General features: G+C 63.0%; 10 protein-coding genes. 5 read left to right on the forward strand and 5 right to left on the reverse strand.

Features of this window, described 5'->3' with window-relative positions:
- Positions 1 to 252 precede the first annotated feature (252 nt).
- Genes nirB through V1283_RS01845 form a run of 3 tightly spaced genes read left to right on the forward strand, consistent with a single transcriptional unit; the run spans position 253 to position 5,717 of the window.
- On the forward strand, positions 253 to 2,712 hold the full coding sequence (gene nirB, locus V1283_RS01835) for a nitrite reductase large subunit NirB (protein ID WP_334384738.1): 2,460 nt from the start codon (positions 253 to 255) through the stop codon (positions 2,710 to 2,712).
- Complete coding sequence (nirD, locus tag V1283_RS01840) at positions 2,709 to 3,044, forward strand: nitrite reductase small subunit NirD (RefSeq protein WP_334384739.1); 336 nt, start codon at positions 2,709 to 2,711, stop codon at positions 3,042 to 3,044. Before nirB ends, nirD begins: the two co-directional genes overlap by 4 nt.
- A gap of 12 nt (positions 3,045 to 3,056) precedes the next feature.
- Positions 3,057 to 5,717, forward strand: a complete 2,661-nt coding sequence (locus V1283_RS01845) for a nitrate reductase (protein ID WP_334384740.1) — start codon at positions 3,057 to 3,059, stop codon at positions 5,715 to 5,717.
- A gap of 22 nt (positions 5,718 to 5,739) precedes the next feature.
- Here V1283_RS01845 and V1283_RS01850 read toward each other — a convergent pair whose 3' ends face one another.
- The 3 genes from V1283_RS01850 to V1283_RS01860 form a co-directional block, all read right to left on the reverse strand.
- Positions 5,740 to 6,678, reverse strand: coding sequence for a hypothetical protein (locus V1283_RS01850; RefSeq protein ID WP_334384741.1), 939 nt, complete (start codon positions 6,676 to 6,678; stop codon positions 5,740 to 5,742).
- Positions 6,679 to 6,819: 141 nt separating this feature from the next.
- Complete coding sequence (nhaA, locus tag V1283_RS01855; RefSeq protein ID WP_334384742.1) at positions 6,820 to 8,004, reverse strand: Na+/H+ antiporter NhaA; 1,185 nt, start codon at positions 8,002 to 8,004, stop codon at positions 6,820 to 6,822.
- Entirely contained in the window at positions 8,001 to 8,639 is a 639-nt protein-coding gene (locus V1283_RS01860) for a TetR/AcrR family transcriptional regulator (protein ID WP_334384743.1), read from the reverse strand. Before V1283_RS01860 ends, nhaA begins: the two co-directional genes overlap by 4 nt.
- Positions 8,640 to 8,802: 163 nt before the next feature.
- On the opposite strand from V1283_RS01860, the gene V1283_RS01865 reads away from it, so the two are divergent.
- Positions 8,803 to 9,012: a ferredoxin gene (locus V1283_RS01865; RefSeq protein ID WP_247519196.1), complete on the forward strand. Its 210-nt coding sequence runs from the start codon at positions 8,803 to 8,805 to the stop codon at positions 9,010 to 9,012.
- A 62-nt stretch (positions 9,013 to 9,074) separates the two neighbouring features.
- Positions 9,075 to 10,295: a cytochrome P450 gene (locus V1283_RS01870; protein WP_334384744.1), complete on the forward strand. Its 1,221-nt coding sequence runs from the start codon at positions 9,075 to 9,077 to the stop codon at positions 10,293 to 10,295.
- Positions 10,296 to 10,352: 57 nt separating this feature from the next.
- Here the strand turns inward: V1283_RS01870 and V1283_RS01875 are convergent, their stop codons facing one another.
- Both V1283_RS01875 and V1283_RS01880 read right to left on the reverse strand, forming a co-directional pair.
- A complete protein-coding gene (locus V1283_RS01875) occupies positions 10,353 to 11,321 on the reverse strand; it encodes a Bug family tripartite tricarboxylate transporter substrate binding protein (RefSeq protein WP_334384745.1) in 969 nt (322 codons plus the stop codon).
- Between the two features lie 98 nt (positions 11,322 to 11,419).
- On the reverse strand, positions 11,420 to 12,451 hold the full coding sequence (locus tag V1283_RS01880; protein WP_334384746.1) for a LacI family DNA-binding transcriptional regulator: 1,032 nt from the start codon (positions 12,449 to 12,451) through the stop codon (positions 11,420 to 11,422).
- Between the last annotated feature and the right edge of the window lie 214 nt (positions 12,452 to 12,665).

Below are 12,665 nucleotides of genomic sequence, written 5' to 3' on the forward strand. Positions count from 1 at the left end.
TTTTTTGGGCATCCGTGCGCGCACAACTGTCGCCAATTACCGATTCATCGGCTGAAGCCGAGCGTCGCGTCCGAAAAAATACGGGTCCGGTGTTGGCACGTGTCTTGAATATGAGAAATCCTCGATCGTCATAGTCGATGATCCTCTGCCCGCCGATGGGCGCTCCCCAATCATTCAATACTTCTTGCCAACCGACGATGCAGGTCTGCGTCGCCGCGTCGGACCATCGGAACCTGGATTAGAAGGCAGAGCATGCTCGACAAAGTGAACAAGCAAAAGTTGGTGGTGATCGGCAACGGCATGGCCGGCATCCGCACGGTCGAAGTGCTGCTGGACCGTGCGCCAGATCTCTACGACATCACCGTCTTCGGCTCCGAGCCATACGGCAACTACAATCGAATTCTGCTGTCGCCCGTGCTCGCCGGCGAGAAGACCGTCAACGACATCATGCTCAACACGGAGCAGTGGTACGAGGATAACGGGATCACGCTGCGCAAGGGTGAAATGATCGAGATGATCGATCGGCGCACCTGCGAAGTCGTCACCGCGGAAGGCGCGCGGGTGCCTTACGATCGCCTGCTGATCGCCACCGGCTCGAACCCGATCATGTTGCCGCTTCCGGGCAAGGACCTCCCGGGAGTCATCGGCTTTCGCGACATTCAGGACGTCGAGCGCATGGTTCAGGCCTCGACCAGCTACAAGGACGCGGTCGTGATCGGCGGCGGCCTGCTCGGCCTTGAAGCCGCCAACGGCCTGATGAAGCGCGGCATGAACGTCACCGTCGTGCATCTGCTCGACACGCTGATGGAGCGCCAGCTCGATCAGGTTGCGGGTGGATTGCTGCGCAAGTCGCTGGAAGAACGCGGCATGGTGTTCAAGATGCCCGCGCAGACGCAGGCGATCCTCGGCGAGGATCGCGTCACCGGTGTGCGCTTCGCCGACGGCGAGGTACTTCCCGCCGATCTGGTCGTCATGGCGGTCGGCATCCGCCCGAATTTCGAGCTGGCGCGCAAAGCGGGTCTCCATTGCGAGCGCGGTATCGTCGTCTCCGACACCATGCAGACCTACGACGGGCGAATCTACGCCGTCGGCGAATGCGTACAGCACCGTCGCCAGACCTACGGCCTCGTCGCTCCGCTGTTCGACCAGGCCAAGGTGTGCGCCAACCACCTCGCCATGAAGGGGTTTGCCACCTATGACGGTTCGGTCGTTTCGACCAAACTGAAGGTGACCGGGATCGACCTGTTCTCCGCCGGCGATTTTGCGCCGGGCGCGGACAAGGAAGAGATCGTCATGCAGGACGCTTCGCGCGGGGTCTACAAGCGGATCATCCTGCGCGACAAGAAGATCATCGGCGCCGTGCTCTATGGCGATACCATCGACGGCCCCTGGTACTTCCAGCATCTGCGCGACGGCACCGACGTTTCGCAAATGCGCGAGCGGCTGGTGTTCGGCGCCGCCAATCTCGGCGATGGCGGCCATAGCGGCAAGAACTCGGTCGCCGCCATGAGCGATGACGCGGAAATCTGCGGATGCAACGGCGTCTGCAAGGGTACGATCGTGAAGGCGATCAGCGAAAAGAAACTGTTCACGATCGACGACGTGCGTGCCCACACCAAGGCCTCTTCGTCCTGCGGTTCATGTACCGGCCTGGTCGAGCAGGTGCTCGCTTTCACGCTCGGCGGCGACTATTCGGTAGCGCCGAAGGTCAAGCCGATGTGCGCGTGCACCGATCACAGCCACGACGATGCGCGCCGCGTCATCATCGAGAACGGATTGAAGACCATCCCCGATGTCATGCGGTTCATGGACTGGAAGACGCCGAACGGCTGCCACTCCTGCCGGCCCGCCCTGAACTATTACCTGCTCGCGACCTGGCCCGGCGAGTATCGCGACGACCAGCAGTCGCGCTACATCAACGAACGCGTTCACGCCAATATCCAGAAGGACGGAACCTATTCGGTCGTGCCGCGGATGTGGGGCGGCGTCACGACGCCGGACGAACTGCGCGCCATCGCCGACGTCGCGGACAAGTTCAAGATTCCGACCGTCAAGGTGACCGGCGGACAGCGCATCGATCTTCTCGGCGTGAAGAAGGAGGATTTGCCTGCGGTCTGGGCCGATCTCAATGATGCGGGTATGGTGTCCGGCCACGCCTATGCCAAGGGATTGCGCACGGTGAAGACCTGTGTCGGTTCGGAATGGTGCCGTTTCGGTACGCAGGACTCGACCGGCCTCGGCATCAAGATCGAAAAATTCATGTGGGGCTCGTGGACGCCGGCCAAGGTAAAGCTTGCGGTGTCCGGTTGCCCGCGCAATTGCGCGGAAGCCACCTGCAAGGACGTCGGCGTCGTCTGCGTCGATTCCGGATTCGAGATCCACTTCGCCGGCGCCGCCGGTCTTCACATCAAGGGAACCGAGTTCCTGACCAAGGTCGCGACCGAGGAGGAGACGCTCGAAGTCATCGCCGCATTGACGCAGCTCTATCGCGAGCAGGGCTGGTATCTGGAGCGCATGTACAAGTGGTGCGATCGGGTCGGTCTCGACGCCATCCGCAAGCAGGTGGTCGACGATGTCGCCAACCGCAAAGCGCTGTTCAGCCGTTTTGCCTATTCGCAGCAATTCTCGCAGAGCGATCCGTGGGCGGCGCGTGCCAAACGCGGCGTCGACCGCAACGAATTCACCCCGCTCGCGGAGCTGGAGCTCGCATGACCAACTGGATTGAAATCGGGGCGCTGAGCGACATTCCCGTTCTCGGCTCGCGCGTCGTGCGAACGGCGTCCGGAGATATTGCGGTATTTCGGACTGCCGATGACGAGGTATTCGCGCTCGACGATCGCTGTCCGCACAAGGGCGGACCGCTATCGCAAGGCATCGTCCACAACAAGCGCGTCACCTGTCCGCTGCACAATTTCGTCATTGAGCTCAGGAGCGGTACGGCGGTCGCTCCCGACGAGGGATGTACGCGCGCGCATCCGACCAAGGTGGAGAACAACACCGTCTGGCTTTGCATCCAGACGGCGGCGGCTGTGCCCGCCGAGTGAGGGTGATCGCCCGTGCCAGTGAAGACAAGCTGTCCGTATTGCGGCGTCGGCTGCGGCGTCCTCGCTGACAGGGATGCCTCGGGCGCCGTTACCGTCCGCGGCGATCCGCTTCATCCCGCCAATTTCGGGCGGCTGTGCGCGAAAGGCTCGGCGCTCGCCGAGACCATCGGCCTCGAGGGGCGGCTGCTGGCTCCTGTGGTCAACGGGCAGGAAACAAGCTGGGATGCGGCGCTCGATCATGTCGCGGAGGGTTTTGGCAGTATAGTCCGCGAGCATGGGCCGGATTCGGTGGCCTTCTACGTCTCCGGCCAGATTCTGACCGAGGACTATTACGTCATCAACAAGCTCGCCAAGGGCTTCATCGGCACCGCCAACATCGACACCAATTCCCGGCTGTGCATGGCGTCGAGCGTGGCGGGCCACAAGCGCGCGTTCGGCAGCGACACCGTTCCGGGCTGCTATGAGGATCTCGAAAGCGCCGATCTTCTGGTTCTCGTCGGCTCCAATGCCGCCTGGTGCCATCCGATCCTTTACCAGCGCATGGTGGCCGCCAAGGCCAACAACCCGGCGTGCCGCATCGTCGTCATCGATCCGCGGCGGACTGCGACTTGCGAGGACGCCGATCTCCACCTGCCGCTTCGCTCGGGCAGCGATTCGGTGCTGTTCAACGGGTTGCTCGCGCATCTTGCATCGCGCGACGCCATCGACAGCGCATTCGTGGATGGATCCACCACCGGCGCCGAAGCCGCGCTGCAACAGGTCGCCGGCCAGACGGTTGCGCAGACGGCCGACATCTGCGGCCTGACTGAGGGCGCGGTGGCGTTGTTCTTCGACTGGTTCGCCAAAACCGAGCGGGTCGTCACGCTCTATTCGCAGGGCGTCAACCAGTCGAGCAGCGGCGTTGACAAGGTCAATTCGATCATCAACTGTCATTTGTTGACCGGCCGTATCGGGCGGCCCGGCATGGGGCCGTTCTCGCTGACCGGACAACCCAACGCGATGGGTGGCCGGGAAGTCGGCGGGCTGGCCAATCAATTGGCCGCCCACATGGAGATTGAAAATCCGAAACACCGCGACATCGTGCAGCGCTTCTGGCAGTCGCCTGTCATCGCGGACAAGCAGGGCCTCAAGGCTGTCGACATGTTCGAGGCGATCGCCGACCGGCGCATCAAGGCGGTCTGGATCATGTCCACCAATCCACTGGTCAGCTTGCCGGATGCCGATCGTGCGCGCCGCGCGCTCGATGGCTGCGAGCTCGTCGTCGTATCCGATTGCATGCGCCATACCGACACCACGCGTCATGCCCAAATATTGTTGCCGGCGCTGACCTGGGGCGAAAAGGACGGCACCGTCACCAACTCCGAACGCCGTATCTCCCGGCAGCGGCGGTTCCTGCCGGCGCCCGGCACTGCAAGGGCCGACTGGCAGGCGGTTTGCGACGTCGCGCAGCGCATGGGCTTTTCGGGGTTCGACTATCCGAACGCTGCCGCGATCTTCCGCGAGCACGCGAGACTCTCCAGTTTCGAGAATGAAGGGACCCGCGATTTCGATCTGTCCGCCCTGAATACGCTCGACGATCGCGCCTACGATGCGCTTACTCCGATCCAGTGGCCGGTCACGCGCGAATATCCGACCGGCACGCCGCGGATGTTCGAAACCGGAAAATTCTTCACGGCCGATCATAGAGCGCGTTTCGTGCCGGTGACGCCGCGTGCCGCCGTGAACGCGACCAGCCGCGATTATCCGCTGGTGCTCAATACCGGGCGGGTCCGCGACCAATGGCACACCATGACGCGGACGGGAAAATCAGCGCGGCTGCTGGCGCACATTTTCGAGCCTTATGCCGAATTCCATCCCGACGATGCGCGCATGGCTGGCGTCGAGAATGGCGGCCTCGTCCGACTGACCAGCCCGTGGGGCGAGATGGTGGCGCGCGTTGTCGTTACCGCCGAACAGCGGCGCGGCTGCGTGTTCGTGCCGATGCACTGGAACGGGGAGTATGCCGGCGATGGCCGGGTCAATGCGCTGGTCAATCCGGCGACCGATCCGATCTCCGGGCAGCCGGAGTCCAAGCACACGCCGGTCAAGGCGGCAGCCTACTTGCCGAAATGGCATGCCTTCATCCTCAGCCGCCAGGAGATCGAGCGGCCCGCCACGGGTTACTGGGTCGGCGGCCTTTCAGGGACCTGCTGGCGGATGGAGCTCGCCGGCGACGAGCGACCAACGAGCTGGCGCGATTGGGCGCGGGCGCAGCTTCGCGTCGGGTATGACGACATCGAGTGGATCGCCTATCGCGATCCGAAGGCCGGCCGTTTCCGCTACGCGGCCGTTCGCGGCGGCCGGCTGGAAGGTTGCGTGTTCATCGCCCCCGATCACAAGCTGGTCTCGCGGTCGTGGCTATCAGGGCTTTTCGCGGAGCAGGCCTTGTCGCCGAATGCGCGGATGTCACTGCTGACGGGTCAACCGCTCGATGCGGGCCAGGACGTTGGGCCGATCGTCTGCTCGTGCTTCGGCGTCGGACAGCACCAGATCTCGGCTGAAATCAAAAAAGGGGCAGCCAGCGTCGACGATGTCGGCCGACGCCTGAAGGCCGGTACCAATTGCGGCGCGTGCAAGCCGGAGATCGGCAAGCTGCTGCGCGGCACGGCCGTACGGGATTCGCAGCCGGCATGAGCGGCCCGATGGTCGGCCGGTTCTAGTTCTTGATCGCGTAGAGTGGCGTTCGCAGCGTTAGCTGGTAGGACGGCTTCGGCGTCCAGGCGATCTGCGCGGTGATGCCGAACAGCCGATTGTCGTCGTCGTCCATGCGATCGAGGTCTAACCGCACGATCGGCTGCGTGAAGGCGGGAAACGGCGTCAGGTTCAGCAGCTGCGCGCCGCCGAAGGATTGCACGCCGAAGCGGGCGGTGAGTTTCCAGTTGTTGTCCCACTGATAATAGCCGCCGACATAGCCCATGACGTCAGGGCTGACGCGGGCAAACGGGGTATCGACGAGGACTCGGGTGTATTGCATCCCCGCGAGCAGCCCGCGCGTTTCATCCGCATTCAACGCGTAATCGGCTTCGAGGATGGTGTTGTAGGCCGTCGTGGCCAGCGGCGCGTCCGAAGTCGATCGCGTCGCGTTGGATTGAATCGTGATGGTCGGAAACATTCCGCCGTTCTGCTGATAGATGTCGGCCTGGAATCCGACCGTGAAGGCGTAGATCGAGAAATTCGTCCAGGGATCGGTACCGGCCTGCGACGTGGCTCCGCTGACGCCGCCATAGACCGAGAGCCGATCGTTGACATCGACGGTCAAGGGCAGGTCGACCGAAAGGCTTTGGCTGGACGGCGAGGTGAGGGTTCGGAGCGAGGAAAGGTTCGTCAGTGTGGACAACAATGGAGGCGTGCTGAATCCGATCGAGAGCGAGCCAGCGGGCACCGTCGAATAGATGGTTCTCATATCGAGGTAGAAGTTCGGCAGGGGCGGCTTTGCCTTGGCCGCGTCCTCCTCATCGTCGCCATCGTCTTTTCCAAGGGCTGCGCCGGAAAGACATAACGACAGCAGCACGCCCAGCGCTACGCCTCTGGCGGGTCGCGCCGGGGCGAACGGCAGACCGCGCGGTGCGGTGGATCTGGTCAGATTCGTGCTCAATCGATGGCGCGCTTGATTGGCTGAGATGACCATTTGGCCGCGGCGAATACAAGAAGCCACGACCGCGCGGGCTTCGATCTCATGACGGGTGTGGCGCGTTTGCGCCGCCGCGGCTTCATCGTCGTTTCGCTGGCTGACTCCTTATCGGGGAGGTGAAGTCCCACCCGATCGCGCGATCGCCGAGAACATTAGCGCGGCGACGATGCCGGACAGCAGCGAAGCCATGAGAACGCCGAGCCGGACCTGTTTCAGCACCACCTCATCGTCGAAGGCCAGCGTGCCGATGAAGAGGCTCATGGTGAAGCCGATGCCGGTCAGGATGGCCATGGCGTAGAGCTTTGTCGTGGTCGTTCCTTCCGGCATCGCAGCCAGGCCCAGCCTGATCGCAAGCATCGAAGCGACAAAGACCCCGATCTGCTTGCCGACGAAAAGCCCAGCGATAATGCCAAGCGTTATCGGCTCCGCCAGTTTTGACAAGGTCAATCCGTGAAGCGATACGCCGGCATTCGCGAAGGCGAAAATCGGCACGATGGTGAAAATCACCCACGGCCTGAGCGCATGTTCGGTATCTTCCAGCAGGCTGTGCCCGTCATGTCTGGTCATCGGCATCGCGAGACCGACGGCGACGCCGGCCAGCGTCGCATGTACGCCGGATTTGAGTACGCAGACCCAGGTGAACAATCCCGCGATCAGATAGAACGATGGTCTGCGCACATCGAGCAGGTTGAGAACCACGAGCGCCGCGACGCCCAGCCCGCCGAGCGCCAGCGCCGTGACCGAAAGGTCCGCGGTATAGAAGATCGCGATCACGATGATGGCCATCAGGTCGTCGATGATCGCGAGCGCCAACAGAAAGGTCTTCAGCGAAGCCGGCACCTTGCGTCCCAGCATGGCGCAAACGCCGAGTGCAAAGGCGATGTCGGTCGCGGCCGGTATGGCCCAGCCGCGCAACGCGTCGGCATTGCCCCAGTTCACGGCGGCAAAGATCGCGGCCGGCGTGACAAAGCCGCCGAACGCGGCGATCACGGGCAATGCCGCTTTCTTTGGGCTCGCCAGCGCGCCCTCGATCGCCTCGCGCTTGATCTCGAGCCCGACCAGCAGAAAGAACACCGCCATCAGGCCGTCATTGATCCAGTGATCGATGGTCTTGCTCAGTCCGATCGTCCCGATCCGGACCTCGCCCGTCATCCGCAACAGCGCCTCGTAGGCCGGCCCGAAGGACGAGTTTGCGACGACGAGAGCCGCGATGGCGGAGAGGCCAAGAACTACGCCGCCATAGAGGCCTGTGTTGTCGGGGTAGTCAGATGCCGGAACCTCGGCCGTCATCGGCCGTCTTTGCCGGCCGTTTCGATGGCGAGTGACAGCGCAAGCTTGGTTTCCTGCACGATGTCCTCGACCAGTTCTTCCCGGCTGACATGGGCGACCTGGCCGGTGAGCAGTCCCTGTTCGGCCAGCATCACCACGCCGTGCAGCGAGGCCCAGATCTTCAGGGCGCTACGCTCGCGCAGAAGTCCCACCGCGGGGGCCTCCAGTGCCTCCATGAGGAGTTCAAAGGTCTCCATGGCTGCGCTGTGCAGCTCGCTGCCTTTCGGCGTACATGCCATGGTTCGCGATGCGAACATGAGGCGATAGATGCCATTGCGGCGCAGGCCGAAATCCAGCGTGAGCTGTGCGAAGCGCGACAGCTTCGATTGCTTCGACGGTTTTTCGATCGCCGCCCGCATCATGGCGCTGAACTGGCGAAACGCTTCGGCGGTGACGGCCGTCAGCAGCGTCTCACGATCGGAAAAATGCTTGTAGGGCGCCGGCTGCGAGACGCCGAGCTTTTTGGCAAGCGCGCTGATGCTGATCGCTTCCGGACCGCCCAGTTCGACTTCATGCAATGCAGCCTGAACCAGGGCATCGCGGAGATCCCCATGGTGGTAGGCGTTCTGTGCTTTGCGTGCAGGTCGAGGCGACATTCAGTGTCATGATCTATAACTTTTGACTTGACAGCACAACGGTGTCGCGAATGTAATACGATATAACTTCGCGGTGTGCCGGCGGGTCTGCGCCGTCGCGCCGAAGAATGCCGACAGAAGAACACCGCGCGGCAAAGCGCGCCACACAAAGGGGAACGCTGCGATGGCCGGAAAGCTGAAAATCCGCGTCGACCAGGACAAATGTCAGGGCCACGCGCGCTGCAAATCACTGGCGCCCGAACTGTTCGACCTTGACGAATTCGGCAACGCGCACGAAGTCGGCGACGGTTCCGTGCCCGCGGGCCTGGAAGACAAGGCCTGGCTCGCCCAGACCAACTGTCCCGAGATCGCGATCGAAGTGACCGAGGAATAGCCGTTCGCGAGATCGATTTAATCCATCCGGATCTGAACGAACCAAGCAGAGGAATTGCTCCAATGTCCGATTCCGCCAGCATCATGCCCGAACATCCCCCGGTCACCGACTGGATCAACGATTTCGACCACACCGATCCGACCTGGACGGAAAACCCGTTCCCGATCTGGGAAAAATTGCGCGCGGCCTCGGCCGTCGTTCACACCGAGCGCTTCCTCGGCTGCTACATGCCGACCACTTACCAGGCGGTAAAGGAAATCTCCTACGATACCGACCACTTTTCTTCCCGGCGCGTCATCGTGCGCGACGTTCGCCCGGAAATCACCGCGCGCGCGCCGCCGATCACTTCCGATCCGCCCGAGCACAAGCCTGCCAAGCAATTGCTGCTGCCGCCGTTCACGCCCGACGCGATGAAGAAGCTGGAGCCGCGGGTGCGCGCCATCTGCAATGAACTGATCGACGAGTTCATTGCCGACGGCAAATGCGACGCCGCCGCGCGCTACACCAAGCATGTTCCGGTTCGCGCCATCGCCCATATGCTCGGGATTCCGGAGAAGGACGGCGATCTCTTCATCAAGTGGATTCACGGCATCCTCGAACTCGGCATCAAGGATGACAACGCGCTGATGGAGGCGGTGAGGGAGATGACCGGCTATTTCGCTGGCCATATCGAGCATCGCAAAAACAATCCGACCGACGACCTGATCTCGACGCTGATGAACGCGAGGGACAAGGACGGAAACCCGCTGGCGGATGAGCACGTGCTGGGTTCGCTGCGGCTGCTTTTGATCGCCGGCATCGACACCACTTGGAGCGCGATCGGCTCCTCGCTGTGGCATCTGGCGAAGACTCCGGCGGACCGTGAGCGCCTCGTCAAAGAGCCCGAACTGATGCCGCTCGCAGTCGAGGAATTGCTGCGCGCCTATTCGCCGGTGACGATGGCACGCGAAGTGATGAAGGAGACGACCATCAGCGGCTGTCCGGTCAAGCCCGGCAACATGGTGCTGTTGTCGTTTCCGGCCGCCAACCGCGATCCCGCCATGTTCCCCGATGCCGACAAGGTGGTGATAGACCGCAAGGAGAATCGCCATGCCGCATTCGGCCTCGGCATTCACCGCTGCGTCGGCTCCAACCTGGCGCGCATGGAAATGACGGTTGCGATCGAGGAGTGGCTGAAGCGGATTCCGGATTTCAGGCTCGATCCGGCCGGCGAGGTCACCTGGTCGGAAGGCACCGTGCGCGGCCCGCGCCAGTTGCCCGTGCTGTTCGGCAAGGCGAGCTGAGTGCTCCGCTGATGTGGCGGGGAGGGCCGACGTCTCGGCCCTCCTTGCGTTCGGTCGCTACTTGACCTCGATTTTCGCGTCGCTGGCGACCTTCTTCCAGGCTTCGATGTCGCGCGCGTTGATGTCGCGCTGCTGATCTCCGGCGATGAAATCCGCGGAGATGCCGAGTGCCAGCAGCTTTTCGACGATGTCGGGCTCGGCCAGCGACTCTTTCAACGCGTCGGAGATTTTTTGCATAACGGAAGCGGGAACGCCCGCGGGCGCATACATCACCCAGGACAGGCTCCGTTCGAAATCGACACCTTGCTCCTTGTAGCTTGCCACGTCGGGCAGGCTCGGCGATCGTCCGCCGCAGACCGCAAGCGCCTTCAGCTTTCCATCCTTCACCAGCGGCGTCCCGGTCGCCATGTCGACCAGCCCCACCGTGATGTGCCCGCCCATCAGGTCGTTGGCGAGTTTCGCCGCGCTGCTGAACGGGACATGCTGCAGGCGGACGCCGGCCTTCTGCGAGAGGATTTCGCCGCAGAAATGTCCGGTCGAGCCGACGCCCCAGCTTCCATACTGGATCGGCTCGCCCTTCTTCGACAGCTCGATCAGCCCGCGCAGATCGTTGGCGGCAAAATCCTTCGTTGCGATGAGCAGGATCGATGACGTTCCGATCCGTCCGATGGTGGTAAAGTCCTTAATCGGATCATAGGGCAGGTTTGGATAGACGGCCGGCGCCAGCACATGGGTGGTCATGCCGCCGATCGTGATGGTGTAGCCATCGGGCGGGGAGGTCGCCGCCTGCTGCGCGCCGATGGTGCCCGCGGCCCCGGTGCGGTTTTCGACGTAGATGGTCTGCCCCAGGCGGTTGCCCATCCGGTCGGCAAGCAACCGGCCGAGCACGTCGCCGCCGCCACCGGCCCCGAACGGCAGCAGCATCTTGATCTTCTTGGTGGGGTAGTCGGTCGCGTCCTCGGCGCGGGCCGGGCATGCCACCGACGCGAGCGCCAGCAGCGAAAGTAATGTCGCACCCAACTTCATTTACTCACTCCCTGGGTTTCCCGTTTGTTTTTTTGTTTTGGTCGTTTCGTCGCCGGCGTTCTTCGCCGGTCGTGGAGATCGGTGACGCCGTCGCGCGATCAGGGTGCGCGAGGCTTGGCGCCGGAGTGCCGAAGGATGAAACGTGTCGGCAGGTAGACCGGCCGGACCTTGCGGGCTTCGCCGCCGCCGCGAATCCGGTCGAGCAGGATGTTGGCGGCGACCCGGCCCATCTGGTCCAGATCCCACGTCAACGCCGAGACGCCCGGTGTTGCATGCCGGGCGAGATCGGTGTCGCCGATGCACACCAGCGACATGTCATCGGGATAACGGAGGCCGTTGCTGGCGAGCGCGTCCATCACGCCGGCCAGCATGTGCGTGCCCAACGTAATGATCGCGGTCGGACGGTCGGGGCCTTGCAGCAATTGGCAGACATCGCTGAACGCAATGCTCGAGCCTTGCGTCTGCGGCCGGATCAGGTCGGGATCGACCTCGAGCTTCGCCTCGGTATGGGCCTGCCGATAGCCAGCAAGGCGTTCCGAACTCGGCAGCAACGCAGCGCGCCCGGTGAGAAGCGCGATGCGGCGATGGCCGAGCCCGATGAGATAGCGCGTGATTTCGAGGCCGCCACCGCGATGATCCGCGCGCACCGAGGGCGCGCCCGGTACCTCGCGGTCGATCGCCACGCAGGGCAGGTCCAGGTTTGCGAGCGCGCCGGTGAAGTCGGTATGGGCGTTGTCGCCGGCAAACAGCAGCAACCCGTCCATCCGCCGCCGGCGCACCGCGGACACGAACGCCGTTTCGCGGTCTTGCTCGTGCCGGGTAGCCGCAAGCATCAGCACGTAGCCGGCGCGCTGGAATTCCTCCTCCGCGCCGTTGATCATCTCGCTGTAGAGCGGGTTGGAGAGGTCGGAGACCATGCAGCCGATCGTCTTGCTCTCGCGCGAACGCAAGGCCTGCGCCGCCGAATGCGGCTCGAACCGCAGGCGGTTCACCGCCCGCATGATGCGGGCGTGCAATTCCGGGCTGATATGCGGCTCGCCGTTCATGACGCGGCTGACACTGCTGACCGATACGCCGGCCTGGGCCGCGACGTCGCGAATTGTGGCGCGTGCAGGCTGGCGCAACGACATTGCAAAGCTCCCTTGAGCATCGCCGCTCGGGCGTAAGTCGGTGAAATCCTAACGCATCCTGGAAACGATATACAAGATAAATGCCTGCAAATATCTATATTGAAAAATAGTGTGAGACAAAGTATGGAAACGTTTCCAAGAAATGCCGGGAGCAGGCAGGCACGCCTTCGTTCCCGCGATAACAAACGGCCGAATGGCCGCAGGCAGGAAACGG

Source organism: Bradyrhizobium sp. AZCC 2262 (assembly GCF_036924535.1).
Taxonomy (GTDB): domain Bacteria; phylum Pseudomonadota; class Alphaproteobacteria; order Rhizobiales; family Xanthobacteraceae; genus Bradyrhizobium.